Raw genomic sequence first — 26,256 nt, 5'->3', positions numbered from 1 at the left:
TTTGATCACGAGGCGAGTTCCTGCCAGAGTGCCCCGCTCCGGGGCCGGACGGCCCCGGTCGTACCTGTATGGGGGGAGTGGGCACTCGCATGTCCAACGCACGAAGAGCCGGCTTGAGACGGCGAGTTCCGGCCAGTCTGGCCACAGGGGTTTCGGCGGTTCTCCTGCTGGCGACTCCGTATGTGGCGGAGGCCGCGCCGTTGCCCGTGCCGGACGCTCCGACGAAGCCGCGACCGTCGGCCGCGCCCGCGGCGCCCACCGCAAACAGCAGGCCTGCCGCTCCGTCGGACGCCCCCGCGCGTACGGTGATCGAGAAGGCCTTGGCGCTGGCGGCGAAGACCGGCAGGGACGTTCCGATCACCGAGCTCACGACGGAGTTCGCGACGACGGTCGCCACCCCCGAGCGCAGACTGCGCACCGACAGCCACGTGCTGCCGCAGCGCACCAAGGACGACAAGGGCCGCTGGAAGGCCCTGGACGACACCCTGGCCGTCCGTGCCGACGGCACCGTCGCGCCCGCGGCCGCCAGCTCCGACCTGGTCATCTCCGGCGGCGGCAGCGGCCCGCTGGCCACCATGACCACCGAGGACGGCAAGCGGCTGGCTGTCTCCTCGCCGTTCCCGGGGCCGCTCCCCAAGCCCGTGCTGAGGGGCAACGACGCGCTCTTCGAGAACGTGGCACCGGACACGGACCTCCAGGTGAGCGCCACCAAGTACGGCGGCTACACGACCGTCGTGGTTTTGCGCACCCCGGCCGCGGCCGCCAACCCGGCCGTGCGGAACCTGGTGTTCCCCACCGTCACAGACGGCCTGGCCCTGGCGAAGGGCAAGGACGGCAGCCTCACCGCCGCAGCCGGCGGGGACACGGTCTTCCGTGCCCCGGCCCCGCTGATGTGGTCCGCCGGCGAGGCCCGCAAGCCCGCCGCCAAGAGCTCGCGCCACGCCGACCTCGATGCCCCCGGCGCGATGGACCCCACCGGCGGCAGGGCCGCCCTGAGCAGCGCCGACGGCCCCGGGGCCAGAGCCACCGTGGCCCGCATCCCGGTGACCGGCGCGAAGGTCTCCGGCCCCGGCAAGGGCGCCACGGGTGAGATCGCCCTGGCGCCCGGTGCCGAGCTGCTCGACGGCGCCGACACCGCGTACCCGATCTACGTCGACCCCTCGTGGTCGGTGGACAGCCGCGGCAAGTCGCACCACGCCTGGGTCCAGCAGGCGTACGACACGGGCAACTACGACCGCACGGGCTCCACCGACCGGGACAAGCCCGGAGTGGGCTACCAGGGCTGGGAGACCGACAAGGGCATCGAGCGCGCTCTCTACGAGTTCGACCTGAACGGCTACGCGGGCGCGACGATCAACTACGCGAAGCTCCGTCTGGAGCAGTACGTCTCCGCCGACTGGTCGTGCACCACCAAATACCCCGTGCACCTCTACCGCGCCGGAGCCTTCGGTTCCACGGTCAAGTGGAGCAACCACCAGATCCGTGAGTGGATCCAGAACCAGAACGTCGGCGGCAACGGCAACAGCGGTGACTGCTACGCCAACATCCCCGTCGAGTTCGACGTCACCAACGCCCTGCGCGACGGCATCCGCGACACCGGCACCCCGCTCGCCTTCGCCCTGACCGGCCAGGAGGGCACGGGCGACAAGATGGCGTTCAAGCGGTTCGCCTACACCGCGGTGCTCAGTGCCGAGTACGACTTCCCGCCGCGCGTCCCCGAGAACCAGCGCACCGTTCCCGCCCCGCGCCGGGTGGTCGCGGGCGACACCCAGGCCTGCGGCGCCGTGCCCGGCGAGCAGTTCGGTTGGATCACCACCCCGGCAGTCACGATCGCGTCCAAGGTCTCCAGCCCGAACCAGGGCCAGCTCACCCAGTGGCTGAACATGTGGGAGCACAACACGGGCGCCACCGTGCACACGGGCTGGTCCGGCTTCGTGGCCACCGGCACCGACGCCACGTACACCGTGCCGCTCGGCGCGATCGAGGACGGTCACAACTACGGCTGGGCGGTCCACGGCGACGACGGCCTGCTGCGCGGTCCCTCCACCACCTCGTGCCACTTCGCGGTCGACCTGACCCCGCCGGTGCTGGAGTTCGGCCGCTTCACCGACCCGGCCACCCAGTTCCCGCCGGCCGGCAACGGCCAGATCACCAAGCTGCGCCTCGGCGACACGGGCTCCCTCCCTGTCACCGCTTCCGACCCGAGCCCGGGCGCGGGCCTGCGCAGCTCCGGACTGGCCTGCCTCGAGTGGGGCTTCGACCCACAGCTCACCGGTGCCCAGAAGCAGTGCGCGCCGGCCGGCAGCGCGCTCAGCGTCAGCTCCCTGAGCGTCAAGCCCACCCACTGGGGCACCAACATCGTCTACGCCCGGGTCCTGGACGAGGCGGGCAACTCCTCGCAGACCCAGTCGTACGCCTTCTACGTCCCGTGGAAGGACGGCGCGGTCGCCTTCGGTGACACCACCGGCGACGCCCGCTCCGACATCCTGCTCCCCGACACCGCGGGCAACCTCGTCACGCACGGCCGCGCCACCGACGGCACCGCCCGCAGCATGATCCCCAGCGGCACCGCCGCCACCGCGCTCCAGGCCCCGGAGGTCTCCTCCGGCCGGACCTGGAAGGACTACCGCACCGTCCACCGCGGCTCGCTCGACCCGGGCCGGAACGTGGACGACCTGTTCGTCCACCAGGAGCCGGCCACGCCCGGCGCCCTCGCCGGAGCGCAGCTCTTCGTCTACGACAACACCCTCTCCGACCCGGGCCGGTTCACGCTCGGCACGAAGGGCACGCTCGACAAGCCCGAGTGCGACACGGCGTACACCACCTCGTGCAGCGGCTACCACAACGAGGTGACCTGGCAGCGCTCCAGCCAGATCACCCCGACCGGCCCGGCCCGCACCACGCGGACGCCCAGCCGGCAGGTGACGGACGCCACCGGCGTGCTGGCCGTGGAGTCCGGCAATCTCTGGTTCTACCCGGTCAAGACCAACCAGACCCTGGCCCCGCCCACCCTGGTGGACGCGTCCGGCACCTGGGACGACAAGGACCTGATGGTCCCGGGCAACGCCCTGAACATCGGCACCGCCACCGACACCGCGCCCGCGCTGTGGGTGCGGAACCGGACCAGCGGCGACATCTTCCAGTACAAGCTGACCACCGCCACCCGGGCGATGGACCAGTACGTGGTGGTCACGGGCCTGGCGGCACAGCCGACGACCCGCATCGGCTACGGGATCAAGGGCACGGACTACCCGCTGGTGGGTTCCGAAGGCGATGTGACCGGCGACGACATCCCGGACTTCTGGGCCGTGGGCACCGACGGCACCCTGCACGCCTGGGCAGGCAGCGCCACCGCCGGCGCGGTGAACGGCCTCGGCGGCCACCACGTCCGCGGTGACGCCCAGGCCCCGACGGTCCAGTGGCGCCTGGAGGGCGACGCCAAGGCCATCCCGGCCAAGAACGGCAGCGGCGTCAGCAACGACGCCACCGCCACGGCCGTCACCTACGCCACCGAGACCGTGGACGGCCGGTCCCGCAAGGTCGCGGTCTTCGACGACCTGGCGAAGTCGGTCGTGACCGGCCCGGCCAAGCCCGTCGACACCCGGCAGTCCTTCACCATCTCCACGTGGGTGAAGATGACCGCGCCCAACGGCATGATCGTCAGCCAGGACACCACCCACGCCAGCGCGTTCATGCTGTGGGCCGACTCGGGCCACTGGCGCTTCGCCATCGCGCGCGGTGACGACGACGGCTGGCCGTACGACTTCAACTCCACCCTCACCCCGGCCAACACCTTCAAGCAGGGCGTCTGGACCCAGTTGACGGCCACGTACAACGCCACCACGGGCGCCATGAGCCTGTACGTGAACGGCACCCTGGCCTCGAGCGGGTACCACAGGGCGAGCACCAGCCCCGCCCCGAGCGGGTCCCTGGTCCTGGGCCGGTACAAGTACGTCAGCAAGCCCAGCGACTACCTCAAGGGCGCCATCGCGGGCCTGTCCGTCTACCAGGGCTACGTGCCGCCGGCGACGACCACGGACCTGCCGATCCGGTACGCCCCGTCGCCCGACTTCTGTGTGGACACGCCGCAGGGCGCCAACGGCAACGGCAACCAGCCGCAGCTGTGGGACTGCAACGGCTCCGACCCGCAGAAGTTCAGCGTCAATGCCAACGGCACCCTCACCCAGAAGGGACAGTGCGTAGCGGTCCGCGGCAACCAGACCGTCCACGGCACCGACCTGATCTTCTGGCAGTGTCTGGGTGAGGGCGGCCAGCAGTGGCTGCCGCGCGCCGACGGCAGCATCTACAACCCGCAGTCGGACGCCTGCTTCGACCTGCCGCGGGCGAACCGCGACTGGGGCCAGAAGTTCATGATCTGGGGTTGCAACGGCACCCCGGCGCAGCGCTGGAGCATTCCGACGCTGATGACGCCGGACCTGCCGGTCGCCCCGTAGCCACCGCGCCACCGCTTCCGGCACCGGAGGAGGGCCCGCGGCTCGTGGAGCCGCGGGCCCTTCGGCGTCCCCACCGCCGGCCGGCAGCCCCGTCCGGACCCATCAGATGGACCAGGAGATGGTCCGTTCGATCACCCACCGGTGCCGGCCCAGACGCTCTTTCGACTCGGTGCCCTTGCGGGCGATGCGGGGTTGGAGATTCGCCACCATGGGCTTCGGTCCGTGGCTGCCGTCATGACGACCTCGACAACCGCCTCACCTCATAGGACATGGTCTTGTCTTGTTCTTTGACCTCACGTCACCGCGGAATGCTTGCCGGTGGAGAAAATGCGGTGCGCGCCGGCGCCACGTTGGTCAGACTCGCTGACATGACTGAGAAGATCACCCGCATCAACCCCGAGCAGCTGCATGAGACACCCGGCTACCACCACGTCACCGTGGTGGAGGCAGGCCGTACCGCCTATCTGGCGGGGCAGTGCCCGCTTGATCGGAAGGGTGACCTCGTCGGTTCCGGTTCCTTCGAGGCGCAGGTCGACCAGGTTGTCGCGAACGCGCTCGCCGCCCTGGCAGCGGTGAGTGCCCGGCCTGAACATGTGGTGCGGTCAGTGATCTACGTGCGGAGCGATGAGAGGGACGTTCTCGGAGCCGTATGGCTTCGGCTCACCGAGTCTGCCCTGGGTCCGGCGTTCACCACCGCCAGCACGCTCCTGGGCGTCGCCCAGCTGGGCTTTTCGGGACAGCTCGTCGAGGTGGATCTCACCGTGGCGCTGCCTGACTGACGAGGACCTGTTCGACCGCCTGACCGTGCGCGGGGACGAACTGTTCGAGCTCACCGGGGCCGGCGCGGCGTCCCGCTGTCCTGGCGGACCGAGACCGCCCCCAAGCTCCCCCACTACTACACCTGGTGACGCCGTTTCAGCGACGCCCCCATGTCCTGCACCGTGTACCCCGCGTGGAACGTCCGTCTGATCAGGATCTTGATCCAGGCGAGTGTCCACCGCCGGTGGCTGTCCCGGTATCGCCCGTCAGTGCCGCTGCGGGCTCGCCGGCGCCTCCGCGCCTTGCGGGGTCGCGTCCGCCGTCGGACTTGCGCCGTCCGCCGTGCCGGGCCCCACGATGCGGCCGTCGCGCAGTTCCACGACCCGGTCGGCGAGTTCGATCAGGTGGGGGTCATGGGTGGCGACGAGGATGGCGACCGACTGGCTGCGTACCACCGCGCGCAACAGTTCCATGATCGATCGTCCGGTTTCCGAGTCGAGCTGGCCCGTGGGTTCGTCCGCGATGATCAGGTCGGGGTCGTTGGCCAGGGCGCGGGCCACCGCGACGCGTTGTTGCTGGCCACCGGAGAGTTCGCCGGGGCGCTGCTCGGCGTGGTCCGCGAGGCCGACCAGGGCGAGTAGGGTCCGGGCGCGCTCCTCGCGCTCCTTGGCCGGTACCCGGCGCAGTCGCATCGGTACGCCGACGTTCTCGGCGGCGGTGAGGACGGGGATGAGGCCGAAGGACTGGAAGACGAAGCCGATGCGGTCGCGGCGCAGGGCGAGCTGGCCCGGTTCGTCGAGGGACGCCAGGTCGGTGCCGTCGAGGGTGATCCGGCCGCTGGCAGGGGTGTCGAGACCGCCGACGAGGTTCAGCAGGGTGGTCTTGCCCGAGCCCGAGCGGCCCCTGAGTGCGGTGAGCGAGCCGCGGCGGACCTCGAAGGACACGCCGCGCAGGGCGTGGACGGCCTGCGGTCCGCTGCCGAAGCTGTGGTGCACGTCGTCCACCACCACGATCGGAGCACCGCCGCTCTTCCGCGCCTGCGGTATCGCCGCTGGTTCCTGCTGGCCCCTCATCGCGCACTCCCTTGTTGCGTTGCCCGCGCGGGCCGGTCCGGCCGGCGTCCCGCACGCTGCCGCTGCAGCCTTGAGTCAGATTTACTCATCTTCAACATCAGTCACTCAAGCCTCTTTCCTCTGTCGCTCAAAGCTGACAGCATCGTCCGGTATCCGGTAAGGGTGTCCGCCAACAGGCAACGAGCTGCGGGAACTTGCACGCCTGGGCAGCGGGTGTCCGCGGGTCGTGGGCTCCCGAGGCGACACTCACGAGTCGTGCGCACGGCCTGTCGGCGGACGCTCCAGGGAAGGAACTGAAACACGTGCTCGGCTTCGTCGTTCGCCGACTGCGCGGGCGATGGCCCCTCGCTCTCTCCGTGCTGCTCACCGTACTGATCACCGCGACCTCGCTGACCGCGCTGGCGGCCTTCACCCGTGGTGTGGGGGAGCAAGGGCTCCGCCGGGCCCTGACCGGCCCTGACCCTGAACAGTCCCGGACCACCGTCGTGATCACCAGTGGCCATCCCGCCTCCTTGCGCGCCAAGGACGACGAGTCCGTCCGGACCTTCGCCGACGAGGTGTTCGGACGGCTTCCGGTGGCCTTTCAGAGCGTGGCCCGCAGCCGGTCGTACGGACTGCCCGGCGCCGCCGCTCCGGGCCGCGACGCCGACTTGACCCTGCTCGCCGCACTCGCCCGGGAGCACGTGGAACTGCTCGCCGGTGCGTGGCCCGGGCCGGTCCCCGCCGGGGCCGGTACCCCGACGGCGCCGATACGGGTGGCCGTACCGCGCGCGGCACTCGCACGGCTCGGCCTGGCCGAAACCGCGCTGCCCGCACCGGTCCGCCTCGACGACCGCTTCGGTGGTCCTCCCCTGACCGTGCTGGTCACCGGCGTGTACCGGGCCGTTGATCCAGACGCCGGGTACTGGCAGCTCGACCCGCTCGGCGGCCGGGAGGTCCAGTCCGACGCTTTCGCCGTCTACGGCCCGCTCCTGGTGGACGACAGCGCCTTCACGAGGGGCGGCCTGCTGCAGGAATACCGCCTCACGCTGCTGACCCCGGACCTGCGCACGATCCGTACGTCCGAAGCCGGGGCCCTGCGGACCGCGACAGACCCCGCGGCGCGCTCCCTGGAGCGCACCGCCTCGCTGCGAGCCTCCACCGAGCTGCCGCAATTCCTGTCCGAGTTGGACTCGGGCCTGGTCGTCGCCCGGTCCACCCTGGTGACGGGCGCGCTCCAGCTCGCCGTCCTGTCGGCCGCAGCGCTGCTCCTCGTCTCCCACATCCTGACGGTGCGCCAGGAGCCGGAGCGCGTCCTGCTCACCGCGCGCGGCGCCTCCCGCCGCCGACTCGGCGCGCTCACCGCGGTCGAGTCGCTGCTGCTCGCCCTGCCCGCGGCCGTCCTGGCCCCGCTGCTCGCACCGCCCCTGCTCGACCTGTTCGGCCGGTTCGGACCGCTCGGACGGGTCCGTCTGGAGATACCGGACACCTGGCTGGTCTGGCCGGTCGCGGCCGGCTGCGCGCTGGCGTGCGTCCTGCTGACGACCCTGTCCTCCCTCCTGCGCGGCGCCTCGGCCGCCGTGCTGCGCCGCGCAGGCCGCAGACAGGCCCTGGTGTCGGGTGCTGCCCGCTCCGGCGTGGACCTGGCCGTGCTGTTCCTCGCCGTACTCGGCTACCAGCAACTGTCGCAGCACGCGGGTTCGGACGTCCCCGCGCCCGGCGCGTCGGTCGACGGCGGGCTCGGCGTGGACCCGGTCCTGGTGCTCGCCCCGCCCCTGGCCCTGTGCGGGGGCACGCTGCTGGTCCTGCGGCTGCTTCCGTTCGCAGCGCGGGCTGCGGGACGGCTGGCGGCGCGCGGCCGGGGCCTGGCCCCGGCCCTGTTCGGCTGGCAGCTCGCCCGAAGGCCCGGCCGGGCCACCGGGCCCGTGCTGCTGCTCGTCCTCGCCGTCTCGAGCGGGGTCCTGGCTCTCGGCCAGCACACCGCCTGGTCCGACTCCCAGCGGGACCAGGCCGACTTCGCGACCGCGGGCGGCCTCCGGATCTCCGGGAGCAGCATGTCCCCGATGGGGCAGGGCGGACGCTACGGGGCGCTGCCGGGCGGGGACCGCCTGAACCCGGTGGTCCGCCGGGAGCAGAAGCTGCCGGACGGAACCGCCGTCGACCTCCTCGCACTGGACGCCACCAAGGTCGACGAACGGGTGCCGCTGCGCGCGGACCTGCGCGGCGGCCACGGGATGCGGGAGCTGTTCGCCCCGCTCGCCGTGGGTGGCCCGGCCTCTCCGGCGGCGACCGGCGCCGCGGAAGCGACCCCCGCCCCCGGTCTCGTCCTGCCCGGATCTCCCCGCCGGATCGACCTCGACGTGACGGTACGGTCCACCGGTATGGACCGGGCGGCCGTGAGCCTGCTGCTGCGCGACCGGTTCGGGGTGACCCATGGGACGCCGCCGGTCACCCTGCCCGCCCACGGTGACGCCACTCTTCCGTTCGCTCTGGACACACTGACCGGTGCCCCGATCGGGTCGGCGGCCACCCCGCTGACGCTGGCGGGCATACGGCTCTCGTACGCCGGGAACGGCGGACCCGCGGGGGACGGCGCCGAACTGACCGTGCGCCGGATCACCGTCTCCGACACCGTGGACGGCGGCGCCGTGAGCGTCACCGCGCCCGGCACCGCGACGGCCACGGGCGGCTGGCAGTCGGCTCCCCCACAAGGGCGGCCCTCCCTCCGGGCTCCCGCGCTGTCCCCGGTCCCTGCCGGTTCCACCGACGTACTGCGGCTGCGCTACTGGGGCGGGTTCGGCACCGACAGGGGCGTCAGCACCGTGCTGTTCCCGACGCCCGCCACGCCACTGCCCGCCGCGGTCCCGGCGGTCGCCACCACCGGCTACCTGCGGTCGATCGGTGCTTCCGTGGGCGAGACGGTCCGCGTCACGCTGGACGGCGCGAACGTCCCGGTGCGGATCACCGCCGCCGTGGACGCACTCCCCGTGGTCGGACGGACGGCGCTCGCCGTCGACCTGCGCACGGTCGGCCGGTTCCTGCTCGAGTCCTCCGGCCGACAGCCGGATCCGCCCACCGAGTGGTGGCTGCCCGCCGCCTCGGCCGCCGACCCGGTCCCGGCCCGCGCAGCGGCCGAGCTGCGCGAAGGGAGCAGGACCGAACGCGTCCAACTGCGTGAGGAGACCGCCACGCGCCTGCTGGACGACCCGCTGAGCGCCGGCCCCCAGAGCGTGCTGGCCGTCCTCGCCGCCGCGTGCGCGGTCCTGGCGGCCATCGGCTTCGCGACCTCCGTCGCCGCCGAACGGCGCGTGCGCGGACGGGAATCCTCGATCCTGTCGGCGCTCGGCGCACCGCGCCGGTCGCTGGCCCGGGCTTCCGCCGCCGAGGGCGGGGTGCTGATCGCCCTCGGGACCGCGGTCGGGACCGGGCTCGGTGTCGTCCTCGTCCACCTGATGGCACCCCTGGTCGTGCTGACCCCCGCCGCCGGACGGCCCTTCCCGCCCGTGCGGGTGGACATGCCGTTCGGGCAGACCCTGCTGACGGCCGCCGCCATCGCCGCCGTTCCCCTGCTGACGGCCGTGTCCAGCGGCCCCCGAGGCCGCGATGTCGCCGCCCGGCTGCGCACCGTGGAGGAGATGTGACCACCCGGCCGCCGTCCGCCGCCCCGCCGTCCGGCCCTGCCCCGCGGCCTGCGCCGTGGATCAGGACCCGGTTGCGGGCGGCACCACTGGCAACGGTGCTGGGCGCCGTGCTGGCGTTCGTCGCCGTCCTGCTGGCCGCCGCGCTGCCGCGGGTCCAGGACCGGAGCGCCGACCAGGCCCTGCGGTCCTTCCTGCACGACAGCGGGCCGAGGAACACGAGCCTGCTGGCCGCCGCGCCGGCTCCCGAGTCCGGCCAGGACCCCCGGGTCCTGGACGCGACACTGAACAGCATGCTCGCCCGTACGGGAGCCGCCTTCCACGTCGATCCGGCCACGGTGGTCCACGGCACGCGGACCACCGAGCGGCAGACGCTGACGAATCCGGAACTCTCCCGCCCGTCCGGCTTCCCGCCCAGGATGTCCCTGCTGTACGTCCGGCAGGCAGAGGCGCACGTGAAGCTGGTGAAGGGGCGTTGGCCGAGCGCCACACCCACCGCTGCCGCCGGCGCGCCCGCGAGAGCCTCCCGGGGCGCCGCCGAGACGCCGCCCCTGCAGGTCGCCCTCTCGGAGCGCGCGGCCCGGACCCTCGGCGCCCGCCTGGGATCCGTCCTGCAGAGCGAGTCCGTCTCCGACGACACGCCGTCCGTGGAGGTCGTCGGTCTCTTCACCGTCCCCGACGAGACCGACGACTTCTGGGTGGACCTGGAGTGTCTCGCCCACGCCTGCGAGCACCGCAACGGCGAGAACCTCTCCTGGGACGTCGACGCCTTCGTCGGCGCCGGGGACCTGGACCGACTGGGCACCTGGGGCCACACCGCCGAGGACTTCTGGCGGCTCCCGGTGGACGTCGACCGCCTGCGGGCCGACCGGCTCGACGCCACGACCGAGGACATCGCCTCGTACGTCGGCGGCCCCACCGCCGCCACACTCGCCCAGGAAACCGACCGCGAGTGGCTACGGACCACCTCGTGGCTGCCCGAGCTCCTCAAGGAGGCCCACGTCCGCCGGCAGGCCGCCGCACCGCTCACCGCGATCGGACCCGCCGGGGTCGGCGCCGTCGCCTTCGTCGTCCTGTGCCTCGCCGGCGCGCTCGCCACGGACCGCCGGAAGGCCGAACTGCGGCTCCTGCTGGCGCGTGGCGGCTCGCGCACCACGATCGTCGGCCGACTCCTCGGGGAGAGCGCCGTCACGGTGCTCCCGGCAGCCGCTGCCGCCACCACGCTCGCCGTACTGCTGTTCCCCACGCCCCGGCTCGCACCCGCGCTGCTCTCGGCCGCGGCCGTCGCACTGCTCGCGCTGCTGGCCTTCCCGGTACGAGCGGCCGTGCTGCTGTCCCCACGGCGCCCGGTCGGACGGTGGCGCAGGCCCGTGGCCGAGCTGCTCGTCCTCGTCACCACGGCCGCCGCGGTGCTGGAGGTCCGCCGCCGCGGGATCGCCCCGGCCGGAAGCGACCTGGACCCGCTGCTGGTCGCGGCCCCGCTGCTGCTCGCGCTGTGCGCAGGGCTGCTGCTGGCCCGGCTCCAGCCGGTGGTGACCGGGTGGCTCGCGGCGGCGGCCGCCCGCCGCTCCGGGCTGGTCGGCTTCCTGGGGCTTGCACGGGCCGCACGCGGCTCCGGGGCCCGCGACGCCGGGCCGCATGCCGGCGGCCGGACAGGTCCCTCCGTCCTGCCGATGGTCGCGCTCCTCCTCGCCGTCACCACCGGCGGATTCGGGGCGGCCGTCCTGGACTCGGTGGACTCGGCCCGGCTGGGCGTCGCACGGCTGACGGTCGGCGGCGACGCCGCGATCACGGCATACGGGGACACGCCGCTCCCGGACGGGCTCGCGAAGGCCGCAGGCGAACTTCCGGGCATACGGACGCCCGTGCCGCTGTGGATCGACGACGGCTTCTCCGTCCTGGGCACCGCCCAAGGCACCACCCAGGTCACCGTGGTCGTCGCCGAGCCGGCCGCATACGCGCAGCTGTCCCGTGCCCTGGGCTGCGGCTCCTTCGACCCCGCCCTGCTGGCCGGAGGCGGTGCGCAGTCCCCCGACGCCCCGGTGCCCGCGCTGTTCAGCGCCGGCCTGGCGCGACAGGCCGGCCCGGGCACGTACGCGCTGCGGTCCGGCAACGGCGAAGAGCTGCGGGCCCGGGTCGCCGGCGTGATCGACTGCACCCCGGCCCTGCCGGTTCCCGACGCCGCGACCGTCGTCCTGCCGGCGGGCCACGCGACGACCCTCATCGACGGCGCCGACCGACCGAACCGGTGGTACGGCCTCGGTTCCGCCGACGGCGACCGGCTGCGCGCGCTGGTCCGGGCCGCGCTCCCGGCCGCGTCGGCCGCCCCGGCCCCGGCCACCCCGACCGACCCGGCTGACGACCTGTATCTCGCACGCACCGCTGCCGAGACGGTCGCCGAGCTGGGCGCCGATCCGCTCCAGCGGTCGGCACAGCGCCTCTTCTGGGGCTCCGTGGCCGCAGCGGCCGGCTTCGCGCTGCTGGCCGTACTGCTGACGCTGATGCGGACCGTCCCCGAACGCACGGCGCTGCTGGCACGGCTGCGCACCATGGGGCTGCGCCGCCGGCAGGGCGTGGCACTGATCCTCTCCGAGGCCCTGCCGCAGACCCTGGCCGCAGCGCTGGGCGGGGCCCTGGCGGCGGCGGCCGCGGTGGCGTTGCTGGGACCGGCGATGGACCTGTCCACGCTGGTCGGCGCACGGGTGCCGACCGGCATACGGCTCACGGCGGGGCCCGTACTGACCCAGGCCCTGGGCCTGGCCGCCCTGGTGGCCGCGGCCGTGCTCGTCGAGGCGGCGACATCCGGACGACGGCAGATCACCACCGAGTTGAGAGCGGGAGACCAGAGTTGACCACCGACCAGCCGACGTACGAGGAGCTGCGCCGCCGGGCGACGGCCGCCGCGGAGCCCCGCGTCCGGACGGCGGACACCGCGATCGCCTGCGATCGCCTGGTCCGGATCTTCAACGCGGACGGCCTCGAGGTGCAGGCACTCCAAGGGCTGGAGCTGACGGTCGACCAGGGTGACCTGGTGGCCCTCGTGGGCGCCTCGGGCAGCGGCAAGTCCACCCTCATGAACATCCTGGCGGGCCTGGACGTCCCGACGGCGGGCAGCGCGACGGTCGCCGGCTACGACCTGCTGGAACTGTCGGCGCGCGACCGGCTGCGCTACCGGCGCGAAGCGGTCGGGTTCGTCTTCCAGCAGACGGCCCGCAACCTGCTGCCGTTCCTCACGGCCGCCCAGAACGTCGCCCTGCCCATGCAGTTGCGGGGAGGCGGTGGCTTCCGACGCGGCGCGGCCGCACGGCGCTCCGCCCGGGTCGCGGAGACCCTGGACGCCCTGGGGATCGGCGATCTGGCTCACCGGCGCCCGGCGGAACTGTCCGGAGGCCAGCAGCAGCGCGTCGCGATCGCCGTGGCGATGGCGAACCGGCCCGAAGTCCTGCTGGCCGACGAACCGACGGGCGAACTGGACTCGGAGACGGCCGCGTCGGTCTTCGAGACCTTCCGCACGGTGAACAAGGAACTCGGCGTGACGGTGGTCATCGTGACGCACGACCCCATGGTGGCGGGCGAAGTTCGCCGCACGGTGGCGATCCGCGACGGCCGGACCAGCAGCGAGGTCCTACGCCGCGTGGTCACCGACGAACACGGCGAGGAATCGATCAGCGAACGCGAGTACGTCGTCCTGGACCGTTCCGGGCGCGTCCAGCTCCCCCCGAAGTTCTTGGCAGCCCTGGGCATGGAGCACCGCGTGGCGGTCGACCTGGCCCCGGACCACATCGAGCTGAGCCCGGACCGGAGCTGAGTACGCCGTAGCCGATCGAGCAACGTCCGGGCCGAAGAATTCGGCGAAGGGAGTCACCCGGGCCCTGGTGCTGTGACCGGGAAGGTTCACCGGGTCGGGTCCGGTGCAGGCGTGATCGGTCATGGCGTCAGTGTGTGGCAGCCCGGCCCCCGGTGTTGGCGTTCGCTCCACAGTGCACCACGCGGTACGCGGGAACGTGCACAACACGTACGCCAGGGGGCCGGCTCAGATGTGACCTCCCCCGTCCCGTGGGTGCGCCCGGCCCACCCGGGTCGCTGTGCTCTCGGCCTGTGGGGGCGGCAGGGCACGGTGGTGCCGAGCGCCGGCTGCGCACTACCCGTGGTTCATGGCGTGCAGGGCGAGCAGGCTGCGGAGGAACACCTCCCGGTCGGCGGCCGGAAGCTGTCGGAGCAGGCGTTCCTCGCCGTCCTGGACGGCTGCCTGGACGGTGTCCCGGAGTCGGCGGCCTTCGGGAGTGAGCGAAAGCAGGCGCGCCCGGCGGTCCTCGGGGTCGGGTCGGCGGGTCAGCAGCCCGCGGGATTCCAGGTCGTCCAGTACGGCGATGATCCGGGTCTTGTCGGCGTGGATGGCCTCAGCCAGGGCGGTCTGGGTACGCAGTGGCGCCTCGTCGAGGTGGGACAGCACTGCATAGGCCCACATGGTCAGGCCATGGGCGTCGAGGACCGGCCGCTCCGCGGCCATCAGTGCACGGCCCAGGGGAACGACCATCGCGGCGAGGTCCGGGCGGGGGGTGTTCGGCCGGGGTGCGGTCATGCCGAAGAATGTAACCCGTTGACAAATCGTGTGCACAAGCTGATCGTAAGCACATGCATATGAATCTCATGAGGTCGTCCTGGACGCCGGGGCCGGATCACGGCCGGGACGGCCCCGTCCTGGTCAGCGTCACCGACTTCCGGCTCGACACGGTGCTGGACCTGCCGGGGGTTCACCGCGCAGCCCGGCGGCTCGCGGCCGGCTGGCCCGAGTTGGACGGAGCACACGGGATGTGGCTGTGGGCACGCCCCGCCGCCCGCCGCTGCGGTGCCGTGGCGGTCTGGCAGGACGAGGCCGCCCTGCACCGGTTCGTCGCTTGGCCGCCGCACGTCGAGATCATGCGCGCGTATCGAAACAGAGGCGTTCTGACCTCCACCACCTGGCGCTCGGACGCCTTCGACCCGATCGAAACCTGGGCCCGCGCCCGCACGATCCTGCTCGCCCGGGACGGTCGCGGCCCGCGTTCCGGGAAACCAGGTGACCCGGCCGCCCCCAGCCCGACGGCCCGGGACAGCGGCGCACGTTGAGCCGTACCGACTTGTGCGTGTTCAGGCGTACGCCAGGACGTCGGGGTGCCGCGCGTTGGCGTTGCGCCAGCACAGGTAGCGGTGCAGTTCACGTGTCCGGACGGTGGGTGTGCGGCTCGATCAGCGCTTCAGGAGCGGGCAGCGGACCGGGGTCGGTGACCGTCACCGCCGACGAACTGGAGCCCCACCGGGACGCCGACGGTTTCCTGCACCTCGCGCTCACCGCGGAGGTCAACGGCGAGACGGTCGGGTCGGACCTGCTGTCGAACATGAGCTGGACGTTCGAGGAGATGGTGGCCTGCGCCTCGCGCGGCACGCGGGTCGTCCCGGGTGACGTGCTCGGCTCGGGCACCCGCGGCAACGGCGGTTGCCTCGCCGAGCTGTGGGGCCTGCGCGGCGAACGGACACCGCCCCGTTGAAGCCCGGTGACACCGTCACCCTCACCGTGCAGGGCATCGGCGCGCTCGGCGACGCCGTCGGTCGCGCCGAACTCCCGGGCGGGCGACACCCGCACGCGGCGGCCGACCCGGATTCCCTGCGCCGGCCGCTGAAGCCGAAGCGGGCCCGCGGACTCCTCGCGATCGCACCCACCGGAACGCCCGGGACCGGGTGACCGGTCATTTCGCCGATGCCTTCCTCTCTCGTCGCCCCGACAGTGACGGGGCCGGTCCACACCGGTGCGCCGGCCGTCTTCCGGTCGGCGTCGCGCAGCCCACGCCATGACGGCACACGACTCGAGAGGACGACTCCGTCGTGAAACGACACATCGCTGCCGCCGCAGCCCTGTCATCCCTGGCCTTCCTGGCCGCTCCCGCCGCCACCGCCGCGGACAATCCCTATCAGCGCGGCCCGGCGCCCACCGTGGCCTCCATCGAGGCGGCCCGCGGATCCTACGCGGTCTCCCAGACCAGCGTCTCCTCCCTCTCCGTCACCGGGTTCGGCGGCGGCACCGTCTACTACCCCACCTCCACGAGCGACGGCACGTTCGGCGCCGTGGTGATCTCCCCCGGCTTCACCGCGTACGAGTCCTCGATCTCGTGGCTCGGACCGCGGCTCGCCTCGCAGGGCTTCGTCGTCTTCACGATCGACACCCTCACCACGCTGGACCAGCCGGACAGCCGGGGCCGCCAGCTCCTCGCGGCACTCGACTACCTGACCCAGCGCAGCTCGGTCCGAAGCCGCGTCGACGCCTCGCGCCTGGGTGTCATGGGCCACTCGATGGGCGGCGGAGGCACCTTGGAAGCCGCGAAGAGCCGGCCCTCGCTCAAGGCCGCCATCCCGCTCACCGGCTGGAACACCGACAAGACCTGGCCCGAGATCAGCACCCCGACCCTGATCGTGGGCGCCGACGGCGACACGATCGCCCCGGTCGCCACCCACTCGGAGCCGTTCTACGAGAGCCTGCCGGCCTCACTGGACAAGGCCTACCTGGAGCTCAACGGGGCCACCCACTTCACGCCCAACAGCTCCAACACGACGATCGCGAAGTACAGCATCTCCTGGTTGAAGCGGTTCATCGACGACGACACCCGTTACGACCAGTTCCTCTGCCCCCTGCCGCGGCCGAGCCTGACGATCGAGGAGTACCGGGGCACCTGCCCCCTCGGCTCCTGACGTGCCCGAGGTCCTCGCCGCGGGTGCGGCGAGGACCTCGGGCCGCCCGACCCCGGACCGCTCAGGCTGTCCGCGTGCACAGCGGGCGAGCCCGAGGTATGGGCCCCGGCCCAACGCCTCCCTCTTTCCTCACTTCTTACCGGCCAGTACCGTGACGGCGTGAGTGGAGCGCCGAGGGTCGCCGCTGCTCCGCGGCTGTACGACCGTACGTCCGAACTCGCCGCCGTGGCGGAGCTGTCGGCGCGGGCCGCCGCGGGGACGGGCGCCGTCCTGCTGCTCACCGGAGGCCCTGGCACCGGTCGGACCGCACTGTTGGACCAGGTCGTACGGGACTCCCGGGTCCGGGCCCACCGGGTGGCCGCGCCCAGCGGCAACCGCGTCCCCTGGAGCGGGGTGCGCGCCCTCGTGTCCGCCCTCGCTCCCACCCCCTCGGCCGCGCGCCGTGCCCTGCGCACGGCCCGTGGCCCGGGCGGCGTGCCCGGCGCGCTGGCGGCCCTGTGCCCTGGCGAGCCGTTGCTGCTCTGTCTGGACGACCACCACCTCTGGGACGCCCACTCCCGCACCGCGCTCGACGCGGCCTGGCGCGGGAACACCGGACCGTGGGCGTGGGTCGTCTCGTTCGCCGCCTATCACCGGCCCCCCGATGTGCCGGGTGCCCGACTGTTGTCCCTGGGGCGGCTGAGCCGCGAGGGAGCGCGGGGTCTGCTCGACGACGTGTGCCGGGTGCCTCTGACGGCGTCCTTCCGCACACGCCTGCTCGACGAGGCCGCGGGCCATCCCGGTGTCCTGACGGCGACGGCCGCCCGTGTCTCGGCCGAGCCGGAGGGCGGAGACGGCACCTCGGGTCCGGTCACCGACGACGCCTCGCTGTCCGAGGTGTACCGAGGGCTCCTCGACTCCCTGCCGGCGGAGTGCGGGCGGGTGCTGACCCTGGTGGCCGTCGCCGGGGAGCCGCGTCCCGACACCGGGCGGCCGGACCCTGCGGCCGGGGGGCCTGACGTCGTACGCCCGGTCCGCGCGGACTCGGTCCTGGCGGTGGCCCGCGCCGTGCGCGCGTCGCCCGAGGCGCTCGACCGGCTGGTCGCCGACGGGCTCCTGCGCGGGACCCGGGAGGCACTCCGGTTCGACGACCCCTTCCTGCGGCGCGCGGTCCTGGGTACCGTACCGCCGTCTCGGCGCCGGGAGCTGTACGCCCTCTTCGTCCCTCCCACCGGAGCCCGACCCGGTGCCGGGCTGCCCACCGCACCGCCCCGTCCTCCCGGGGCTCCGGCGGAAGCCGAGCCGCCCAGCGCTCCCGGAGCCCCGGCGGAAGTCGAGCCGGCCAACGCTCCCGGAGTCCCGGCAGAAGCCGAGCCGGCCCGCGGCGCCGGCCACCGGTCCGATCGGTTCCGGGCGCCAGGGGGCGTGGGCGAGCCGACCGGCGAGGTCCGGGCGCCGGAGGACGCACGGGGGCTGCCCGGTGTGGTGCGGGGAAGGGCCGAACTCGCCCGCGGACTGGCCGGACTGGGCGACGGTCCGGTCGGGGACGCCCATCAGGTGCTGCTCCTCGCCGCCTCGCTGCTGCGCAAGGGGGCACCCGAGGAGGCCTCGGACGCGCGGTTCCTCGCCATGGAGGCGGCGTGGGCGGCCGGGGACCCGGAGGCCTGCGCGACCGCTCTCGGCGGGGGCGGCTTCGGCGGCGAACGCACCGGACCCTTCGCCGACGCCGACACGGTGGAACGGGACTTCCGCGACGGAATGTGCGCTGCGCTCGCGGTGCGGCTGGAGGAGGCGCGTGCGCCGCTGGCCCGGGTCGTGACCCGCGACGGGGCGTCCGACGAGCCGCGCCGCCTGTTGCGGGCGGGCGCCGCCGCCTTGGTCCTGGGGGACGCGCCCGCCGCCGTACGCGTGCATACCCGTGCCCTGGCCACGGTGCGCGCCACGGCCGGGACCGCACTGCTGCCCCGGGTCCTGGAGCACCTGGCCTACGCCGAGTTGCGGGCCGGACAGCACGAGCGTGCCGCCGCGCACGCCAGGGAGGGACTCCGTACGGCGGAGTTCACAGGGCAGCGCAACGCGGCCGCCCACCAGCACGCGGTCCTCGCCCTGGCGGCCTCCGTCCGGGGCGACGCCCCGGCCGTCGTGGAGCACGCGGGCCGTGCGCTCGGGACAGCCCGGGCGCACGGCCTCGTCCAGGCGACGACGCTCGCCGAGTGGTCGATCGCCCGGGCCGAACTGGCGGGCGGGCTCGCCGCGCAGGCCGCGGCGCGTCTCGCCCCCCTCGTCGGGAGGGGGCCGCGCGGCGGTCACTTCGCCCTGCGGATGCTCGTCGTGCCCTGCTTCGTCGAGGCCGCCTGCGCGGCAGGCCGGGAGGCCGACGCCTGTACGGCGGCCGAGGAGTTCGCGGTCTGGGCCGGGCTCGGCCTCGACCCCCAGGCGCCCGCCCAACTGGCCCGCTGCCGGGCGTTGTTGGCCGGAGGAGGCGAATCGGCGGACTGGTACCGGGAGGCGGTGCGGCACCACGAGGAGAGCGGCAACGACTTCGAACGGGCCCGGACCCTCCTCGCGTACGGCAAGTGGCTGCGCCGCCGCAGGCGCCTGGTCGAGGCCCGGGGCCCGCTCAGCGACGCGCTGGTCACCTTCGAGCGCGCGGCGGCCGGGGTGTGGGCCGACCAGGCGCGGGCCGAACTGCGGGCGACCGGAGGCGCGGTGGGCAGGAGGGCTGTCCCCGGCGCGGCGGGCGAGCTGACCCCTCAGCAGCAGCGCATCGCCGGGCTGGTGGCGGCGGGGGCGACGAACCACGAGATCGCCGACCGGCTGTCGCTGAGCCCCCGCACGGTCGACCACCACCTGCGGAACGTCTTCGCCCGGCTGGGAGTCCGCTCCCGCGTCGAGCTCTCGGGGCTCCTGTCTCGTACCACGGGGGACGGCCACCGCTCCGACCGGTGACCTGGTGGGGTCCAGGGAGCGTCCGGCCCTCGGCCGCCGTCACCCCGCCGTCGCCGTGGCTGATCCGACCCGCGCTCGGCGGCAGCCCGGCGCAGGCGGCGAAAACGCCGCCGAACCGGTCGTCGCCGTCTGCTTCGAGGCCCGGGCGGGTCCCTCGCCGCCTCGTTCAGCACGAGGCCGTCAGGCGGAAGGCGTCCAGGGCCAGCGTCATCTCCGTGAGGTCCCTCGGCCGGGACAAGGACCGGGACGTCAGCTGCTCCAGGCGGCGCAGCCGGTTGAAGACCGTGTTGCGGTGGCAGTAGAGCCGAGCCGCCGCCCGGCCCGCCGAACCCTCGCACTCCAGCCAGACGTCGAGTGTCTCCAGCAGAATCGCGCGGTCGGCCGGGTCCAGTTCCAGCAGACCGCCCAGGACGTCCGTCACCAGAAGGCCGGCCAACTCGGGTTGTCCGACCACCAGGGCGCCCGCCATCCGGCGGTCCAGCCGGACGATCTGCCGCGAGTCCGGCGGACTGGTTCGCAGAGCCAGCTCCGCGAGCCTGCGTGCCCGTCCCAGCTCCGCAAGGCCCGTCACCACCGGGCTGATCCCTCCGGGCCCCGGGCAGCGCCCGTCGAGCAGTTCGGACAGTGCGTCCAGACCGATGCCCTCCGCCAGCGACACCACCCCGATCTCGCAGTCCGCGCCCATCCGCCACAGGAACCGCGCACCCGCCCCCTGCACCCGCCGGTGGAAGGGCTCGGGGGCCTCCCGCCGGTCGTGCCGCAGCACCACCACCGCGTACCGGCCGTGCTCCGGCAGATCCAGGCCGGCCGCCGCCCGCGAGGTCACCTCCGGTGAACACCGGCCCTGCAGCAGTGCGTCGAGGAGGGCCTGGAGCTGCTCGTCGGTACGCCGCCGCAGCTCCCGTTCCGTCGCCCGGTACGCCTCCGACGCGGTGTCCGCCTGCGCGTCCACCGCCTGCCAGACCATGGTCGCCGACTGGGTCAGCACCGCCAGCCTCGACGGGAACGCCGCCGCGTCCTCGACCAGCGCCTCCCACACCAGATGACCGGCGTGCCGGTAGGCGTGCACCAGCAGTTCCAGCGGCATCCCCTGCTCGGCACGCCGCCGCCCCAGCTCGTCGGCGTGTTCCAGGTCCCGCCGCGGTGAATCCCGCGGTGCCGAGATCATCTCGATCCCGATCCGCAGCGCCTCGTGGGCCTCACGCCAGTGCTGGTCGTGCGGCACGATCCGGCCGTACGCCGGTTCGTGCTCGTGGAGTTCCCTCAGGTGCTCGTCCACCAGCTCGGGCAGCCGCTCCAGAAGCGCCGTACACGCCTCGGCCAGCAGCTTCCAGTCATCGCCGGTCCGTGGTCTGCGCCGTCCCATGCCCGGAGGATGCCACCCCGCCCCTCTTCCCGACAGGCCCCTGACACGCGGTGTTGTGCGCGTGCACAACCCGTACCGGCGCCCGCTGGTCACCGGCAGCGTTTCGGCCGCCGCACGTGGACGGGCGGCCACCGCGGTGCTGGGGTGAGCGCCACTGAACAGGCCACGGAAGGGGAACCATGGGAGGGACCGGACTCGCCCTCGAGGTCACGGACCTGTCGGCGGGATACGGACCGGTACGCGCCCTGAGGCGGGTGTCGCTCACCGTGCCGGAGGGCGCCGTCGTCACCGTTCTCGGCGGCAACGGTGCGGGGAAGTCCACTCTGCTGAGGGCCGTCTCGCGCACACTGTCGTTCCACGGCGGGACCGTCACCTCCGGCACCGTCGTCTTCGGCGGGCGGCCGATCGGCGGGCTCGCGCCGGACCGGGTCGTCGCCGCCGGGGTCTCCCAGGTGCCGGAGGGGCGGCAGGTCTTCGCCCGGATGACCGTGGAGGACAACCTGCGGGCGGGGGCGCTCGGCGCGCGGGGAGACCGGAGGGCGAAGGCGTCGGCCCTGCGACGGGTCCACGAACTCTTCCCCGTGCTCGCCGACCGGTCCCACCAGCGCGCCGGACTGCTGTCCGGCGGTGAACAGCAGATGCTCGCCGTCGGACGCGCGCTGATGGCCTCGCCGAAGCTGCTCCTCCTCGACGAGCCCTCGCTGGGCCTCGCCCCGCTCATGGCGGCCCGGATCGCCGACACGATCCGCGAGATCAACGCCCAGGGCACCGCCGTCCTCCTCGTCGAGCAGAACGCGGCGCTCGCGCTGCGGCTCGCCGACCGGGCGTACGTCCTGGAGGTCGGCGAGGTCTCCCTCTCCGGCCCGGCCGCCGAACTCGCCGCCTCCGACGAGGTACGGCGGCGCTATCTGGGCGTCGTCGACGAGGCCGCGGCCGCGGACGCGTCGGACGCCGCCGTCGCGCACCCCGTCCTCGCCCGATGGGAGGAGATCCGATGAGTGAGCCCGCCCCCCGGGACCCGGACCCCTGTGGTCCCGCGAAGCCGCCCGCCGCGCCCGGCAAGGACACTGCGGCGGACGCCCGGTCCGCGGAGGCCCCCGTCCCGGAAAGGCCCGTCCCCGCGAAGGCCCACGCCCCGGAAAGGCCCGCCCCCGCGAAGGCCCACGCCTCCGTCCCCGCTCTCGACGTCCGTGACGTCACCGTCCGCTTCGCGGGGCTCACCGCCCTCGACGCGGTCTCGTTCACCGTCCGTCCCGGCACCGTGCACGCCGTCATCGGACCCAACGGAGCCGGCAAGTCCACCTGCTTCAACGTGCTCTCCGGCGTCTACCGGGCGACCTCGGGAAGCGTCCGGTTCGGCCCGCACGAACTCACCTCCCTGCCTCCGCACGAGATCGCCGGACTCGGCGTCGCCCGCATCTTCCAGAACCTCGCGCTCCCGCCCCGCGCCACCGTCGAGGACAGCCTGATGCTCGGGCGCCACCGGCTCACCCGCACCGGCTTCCTCGCCGCCGGGCTCCGGTTGCCCTCCGCCGCCCGCGAGGAAGCCCGCCACCGCGCCCGTGTCCGCGAGATCGCCGCCTTCGTCGGCCTGGAGAAGCAGCTCGCACAGCCCGCCGGATCCCTCCCGTACGGGCAGCAGAAGCTCGCCGAACTGGCGCGCGCCCTCTGCATGGAGCCCACGCTGCTGCTCCTCGACGAACCCGTGGCCGGGATGACCGCCGACGAGCGCCGCCGTACCGCCGCCGTCATCGCCGGTGTCCGCGACAGCCTCGGTATCTCCGTCGTCCTCGTCGAGCACGACATGGGAGTGGTGATGCGGCTGGCCGACGCCGTCACCGTCCTCGACTTCGGCCGCCGGATCGCCGACGGCGCTCCCGGCGACGTCCAGAACGACCCCGCGGTCGTCCGCGCCTACCTCGGAGAGGAGACCACCGGGTGACCACCTTCGTCGAACTCCTGCTCAACGGCGTCTCGTTGGGATCCGTCTACGCTCTCATCGCCCTCGGTTTCGTGGTGATCTTCCGCGCCACCGAGGTCGTCAACTTCGCCCATGCCTCCCTGCTGCTCGCGGGCGGCTACGTGACCGCCGTGCTCCACGAGAGCATCGGTTTCTGGCCGGCGCTGCTGGCCGGGATCGGCGGCGCGGCCCTGGTCGGCGCCGCCGTCGAGTTCCTCGTCATGCGCCGCTACCGAGGCTCCGACCAGAGCGTCCTCGCCATCGTCACCATCGGCGTCGACATCCTGCTGGCCACCGAACTGACCCGCCGCATCGGCACCGACATCCTGTCGCCCGGCGACCCGTGGGGCGACGCCGTCGTCACCATCGGCCCGATCGCCCTGGCGCAGACCCGCATCGCGGCCTTCCTCACCGCCGGACTGCTCATCACCGCTTTCCTGCTCGCCTTCCGCCACACCTCCTGGGGCGTCGCCATGCGCGCCGCGGCCGAGAACCAGGAGACCGCCGCCCTCATGGGCATCCGGCTCGGCCGGGTCTCGCTCGGCGCCTGGGCGGTGGCCGGCGGCCTCGCCGCCGTCGCCGCGCTCTTCCTCACCGTCTTCCCGACCCCGGGCCTGGAACGGACCACCTCCCTCGCCGCGATGAAGGCCTTCCCCGCCGCCATCCTCGGCGGGCTCGACTCCACCACCGGCGCCCTCGTCGGAGGCCTCCTCGTGGGGGTCACCGAGTCCCTCGCCACCGGCTACCAGGGCGGTCTGACCTTCCTCGGCCGCGGCATCGGCGATCTCGCCCCGTACCTGGTGATGATCGCGGTACTGCTCCTCCGCCCCGCCGGACTCTTCGGCACAAAGGAGCTGTCCCGTGTCTGAGGCGCTTCCCCGCCGTGGAGCGGCCGTCCTCGCCCGGCCCCGTGTGTACGGGTGGGCCGTCGGCGGGCTCGTCCTCACCGCCTTCCCCTTCTACCTGGACCGGTTCTGGCTCCAGGCCGGGCTCTTCGCCATGGCCGCCGCGATCGGCGCCATCGGCATCAACCTGCTGACCGGAGCCACCGGCCAGCTCTCGATGGGTCATGCCTTCTTCCTCGCCGTCGGTGCGTACGGCTACTGCGCCTTCGCCGGGGACGGGACTGACGGGCTCACCGGCCTCGGCCTGCCCGGCTGGCTCGCCGCCGTCCTCGCCGTCGCCCTCGCGGGTGCGGCCGGCGGGCTGTTCAGCCCCATCGCCGGCCGGCTGCGGGGCGCCTACCTCGGCATCGCGACCCTCGCGCTGATCTTCATCGGACAGCACGTCCTGTTCAACGCCCACGACCTCACCGGTGGCTTCAACGGCCGCGCCGTGCCCCCTCTGAACCTCTTCGGCATCGCCTTCGACGACAGCGAACTGCTGATCGCCCAGGTCCCGTTCGGTTCCGCCGAGAAGCTCTGGTACCTGGGTCTCGTCCTCCTGCTCGCGGGCGTCCTCTTCGCTCGCGGCGTCCTCCGCGGCCGCCCCGGCCGAGCCATGAACGCGATCCGGGACCACCGGATCGCCGCCGGCGTCATGGGCATCCCCGTGGCCCGCTACCGCGCCGCCGTCTTCGTCCTGTCGTCCATGTACGCGGGACTCGCGGGGGTCCTGCTCGCACTGGTCTTCCAGCGCACCGTGCCGGAGTACTTCGGCGTGCTCCTCTCCCTCGAATACCTGGCCATGATCGTCATAGGCGGTCTCGGTTCGGTCGCCGGGGCGGTGGTGGGCGGCGTCTTCGTCTCCCTGCTGCCGCAGCTCCTCAACCGGTACAGCGACGCGCTGCCCCTGGTCTCCGCCCCCGGCACGGGCGGGATCGCACCGGGGGAAGCCGCCCGCTATCTCTACGGCGCCGCCGTCGTCGCGGTGGTGCTCTTCCTGCCCGGCGGCCTGGTCCGGCTCGCCGCCCGGCCCCGCGGGCGAAACGCCCGACCCTCGCACTCCTCTGGGGAGGAACGATGACCCACCGACGCCAGGCCTCGAGAACGACGGCCGCCGCGCTCGCCGCCGCCCTCGTCGTGCTGACCGCCGTCGGCTGCAGCTCCAAGGCCAAGTCCACCGACGCGGCGGGCACCGGAGCGGACGGGGTGAAGTCCGGCACGGGCGTCACCGACAAGACCATCGCGGTCGGTGCGCTCACCGACATGACGGGCGTGTACGCTACGCTCGGCAAGAGCGTCACCCAGGCGCAGCAGCTGTACGTGAAGCAGGTCAACGCGGCCGGCGGGATCTGCGGCCGGCAGCTGGAACTGACGGTCCGCGACCACGGCTACGACCCGCAGAAGGCGCTCTCCGCCTACACCGAGCTGGAGCCGAAGGTCGCAGGTTACATGCAGTTCATCGGCTCTCCGTTCGTCGCCGCGGTGAAGCAGCGCGTCGACGGCCGGGACAAGGGGCTGGTGCTGCCGCAGGCCTGGTCGGCCTCGCTGCTCGGCTCCCCGTACATCCGCGTCCTCGGCTCCACCTACGACATCGAGACGATCAACGCCGTCGACTTCCTGGTGAAGGAGAAGGGACTGAAGGCGGGCGACAAGCTGGGCCACGTCTACTTCGAGGGCGACTACGGCGAGAACGCGCTGGCGGGTTCGAAGTTCGCGGCCGGGAAGGCGGGGCTGACGGTCGTGGAGCAGAAGATCAAGCCCACCGACAACGACATGTCGGCGCAGGTGGCGGCGTTGAAGCAGGCGGGCGTCAAGGCCGTCGTCATCAGCGCGGGCCCGCGGCAGGCCGCCTCGTTGGTCGGTGTCGCGGCGGCGGCGAAGCTCCTGGTGCCGATCATCGGCAACAACTCCGCCTTCGCCCCTCAACTGCTGGGCACCCAGGCCGGACCGGCGCTGGAGAAGATGTACTGGTTCGCCTCTCCGAGCCTCCCGATCGGCGCCGACACCCCGGCCGCGAAGAAGCTGGTCGCCGACTACAAGGCCGCGTACCCGAACGACGGTCTCGACAACGGCATCGTGGCCGGCTGGACGGCGGCCGACGTCTTCGGGGAGGCGCTGAAGAAGGCGTGCGACGCCAAGGATCTCACCCGGGAGGGCATCGACAAGGCCCTGTTGAGCCTGAACGCGTACGACGCCGGGTTCGGGACGCACGACTTCAGCGACCCGAAGGCGCCGTCCTCACGCGAGTCCGTCATCCTCCAGCCGGACAAGTCCGTCCCGGGCGGCATGCGTACCGTACGTGAGCCGTTCGTCTCCGAGGCGGCGAAGGGCTTCACCTCGAAGGCCGGCTGAACGCGTATCACCGCGACGCCCGGCCCACCACGCCGGGCGGTACTCCTTACGGCTGCCCGGTCTGCCCGGTCTGCCCGGTCTGCCCGGTCTGCCCGGCGGAACGTCCCCTGCGCGTTGCGGGCACGGCGGAGGCCGAGCCC

The 26,256-nt window shown here is 73.3% G+C and carries 16 protein-coding genes and 2 pseudogenes; 14 read left to right on the top strand and 4 right to left on the bottom strand.

Annotated elements, in window-relative coordinates:
* Positions 1-305: 305 nt before the first annotated feature.
* A complete protein-coding gene (locus ABZ318_RS01380) occupies positions 306-4,454 on the top strand; it encodes a ricin-type beta-trefoil lectin domain protein (protein ID WP_356900429.1) in 4,149 nt (1,382 codons plus the stop codon).
* Positions 4,455-4,565: 111 nt separating this feature from the next.
* Here ABZ318_RS01380 and ABZ318_RS01375 read toward each other — a convergent pair.
* Positions 4,566-4,652, bottom strand: a pseudogene (locus ABZ318_RS01375) (IS5/IS1182 family transposase); the annotation flags it as partial.
* Positions 4,653-4,822: 170 nt separating this feature from the next.
* On the opposite strand from ABZ318_RS01375, the gene ABZ318_RS01370 reads away from it, so the two are divergent.
* Positions 4,823-5,233 carry a Rid family hydrolase gene (locus ABZ318_RS01370; RefSeq protein ID WP_356900428.1) on the top strand — a complete coding sequence of 137 codons (411 nt, stop codon included), beginning with the start codon at positions 4,823-4,825 and terminating at the stop codon, positions 5,231-5,233.
* Between the two features lie 246 nt (positions 5,234-5,479).
* Here the strand turns inward: ABZ318_RS01370 and ABZ318_RS01365 are convergent, their stop codons facing one another.
* Complete coding sequence (locus tag ABZ318_RS01365; RefSeq protein WP_356900427.1) at positions 5,480-6,286, bottom strand: ABC transporter ATP-binding protein; 807 nt, start codon at positions 6,284-6,286, stop codon at positions 5,480-5,482.
* A gap of 302 nt (positions 6,287-6,588) precedes the next feature.
* Between ABZ318_RS01365 and ABZ318_RS01360 the strand changes: the two genes are divergently transcribed.
* The 3 genes from ABZ318_RS01360 to ABZ318_RS01350 all read left to right on the top strand — a co-directional run bounded on the left by ABZ318_RS01360 (position 6,589) and on the right by ABZ318_RS01350 (position 13,711).
* The gene (locus ABZ318_RS01360) at positions 6,589-9,906 is read left to right on the top strand and encodes an FtsX-like permease family protein (protein ID WP_356900426.1); all 3,318 of its coding nucleotides are present in this window, start codon (positions 6,589-6,591) and stop codon (positions 9,904-9,906) included.
* A gap of 95 nt (positions 9,907-10,001) precedes the next feature.
* Positions 10,002-12,755 carry a hypothetical protein gene (locus ABZ318_RS01355; RefSeq protein ID WP_356900425.1) on the top strand — a complete coding sequence of 918 codons (2,754 nt, stop codon included), beginning with the start codon at positions 10,002-10,004 and terminating at the stop codon, positions 12,753-12,755.
* Positions 12,752-13,711 (top strand): ABC transporter ATP-binding protein, encoded by a 960-nt coding sequence (locus ABZ318_RS01350; protein WP_356900424.1) that lies wholly within the window; start codon positions 12,752-12,754, stop codon positions 13,709-13,711. The genes ABZ318_RS01355 and ABZ318_RS01350 overlap by 4 nt, the downstream gene beginning before the upstream one ends.
* A 333-nt stretch (positions 13,712-14,044) precedes the next feature.
* Here ABZ318_RS01350 and ABZ318_RS01345 read toward each other — a convergent pair whose 3' ends face one another.
* Positions 14,045-14,485, bottom strand: a complete 441-nt coding sequence (locus ABZ318_RS01345; RefSeq protein ID WP_356900423.1) for a MarR family transcriptional regulator — start codon at positions 14,483-14,485, stop codon at positions 14,045-14,047.
* Positions 14,486-14,538: 53 nt separating this feature from the next.
* Here ABZ318_RS01345 and ABZ318_RS01340 point away from each other — a divergent pair, with 53 nt between their 5' ends.
* The 4 genes and pseudogenes from ABZ318_RS01340 to ABZ318_RS01325 all read left to right on the top strand — a co-directional run bounded on the left by ABZ318_RS01340 (position 14,539) and on the right by ABZ318_RS01325 (position 19,554).
* Positions 14,539-15,012 (top strand): hypothetical protein, encoded by a 474-nt coding sequence (locus ABZ318_RS01340; protein ID WP_356900422.1) that lies wholly within the window; start codon positions 14,539-14,541, stop codon positions 15,010-15,012.
* 161 nt (positions 15,013-15,173) lie between these two features.
* A pseudogene (locus ABZ318_RS01335) lies at positions 15,174-15,472 on the top strand (fumarylacetoacetate hydrolase family protein); the annotation flags it as partial.
* Positions 15,473-15,777: 305 nt separating this feature from the next.
* Positions 15,778-16,626 carry a dienelactone hydrolase family protein gene (locus ABZ318_RS01330; protein ID WP_356900486.1) on the top strand — a complete coding sequence of 283 codons (849 nt, stop codon included), beginning with the start codon at positions 15,778-15,780 and terminating at the stop codon, positions 16,624-16,626.
* 159 nt (positions 16,627-16,785) lie between these two features.
* Positions 16,786-19,554, top strand: coding sequence for a LuxR C-terminal-related transcriptional regulator (locus ABZ318_RS01325; RefSeq protein ID WP_356900421.1), 2,769 nt, complete (start codon positions 16,786-16,788; stop codon positions 19,552-19,554).
* Between the two features lie 166 nt (positions 19,555-19,720).
* On the opposite strand, the gene ABZ318_RS01320 is transcribed toward ABZ318_RS01325, so the two are convergent.
* Positions 19,721-20,920: a helix-turn-helix domain-containing protein gene (locus ABZ318_RS01320; RefSeq protein WP_356900420.1), complete on the bottom strand. Its 1,200-nt coding sequence runs from the start codon at positions 20,918-20,920 to the stop codon at positions 19,721-19,723.
* A gap of 179 nt (positions 20,921-21,099) precedes the next feature.
* On the opposite strand from ABZ318_RS01320, the gene ABZ318_RS01315 reads away from it, so the two are divergent.
* The 5 genes from ABZ318_RS01315 to ABZ318_RS01295 are packed head-to-tail and all read left to right on the top strand — an operon-like array spanning position 21,100 to position 26,116.
* Complete coding sequence (locus ABZ318_RS01315) at positions 21,100-21,918, top strand: ABC transporter ATP-binding protein (RefSeq protein WP_356900419.1); 819 nt, start codon at positions 21,100-21,102, stop codon at positions 21,916-21,918.
* Positions 21,915-22,862 (top strand): ATP-binding cassette domain-containing protein, encoded by a 948-nt coding sequence (locus ABZ318_RS01310; RefSeq protein WP_356900418.1) that lies wholly within the window; start codon positions 21,915-21,917, stop codon positions 22,860-22,862. The genes ABZ318_RS01315 and ABZ318_RS01310 overlap by 4 nt, the downstream gene beginning before the upstream one ends.
* Complete coding sequence (locus tag ABZ318_RS01305; RefSeq protein WP_356900417.1) at positions 22,859-23,749, top strand: branched-chain amino acid ABC transporter permease; 891 nt, start codon at positions 22,859-22,861, stop codon at positions 23,747-23,749. Before ABZ318_RS01310 ends, ABZ318_RS01305 begins: the two co-directional genes overlap by 4 nt.
* Positions 23,750-23,792: 43 nt before the next feature.
* Positions 23,793-24,845, top strand: coding sequence for a branched-chain amino acid ABC transporter permease (locus ABZ318_RS01300; RefSeq protein WP_356900485.1), 1,053 nt, complete (start codon positions 23,793-23,795; stop codon positions 24,843-24,845).
* A complete protein-coding gene (locus tag ABZ318_RS01295; protein ID WP_356900416.1) occupies positions 24,842-26,116 on the top strand; it encodes an ABC transporter substrate-binding protein in 1,275 nt (424 codons plus the stop codon). Before ABZ318_RS01300 ends, ABZ318_RS01295 begins: the two co-directional genes overlap by 4 nt.
* Positions 26,117-26,256 lie beyond the last annotated feature (140 nt).

Source organism: Streptomyces sp. NPDC006197 (genome assembly GCF_040613865.1).
Lineage (GTDB): Bacteria > Actinomycetota > Actinomycetes > Streptomycetales > Streptomycetaceae > Streptomyces.
The sequence above is the reverse complement of the archived record's forward strand: the minus strand, read 5'-3'. Positions and strand labels throughout refer to the sequence as shown.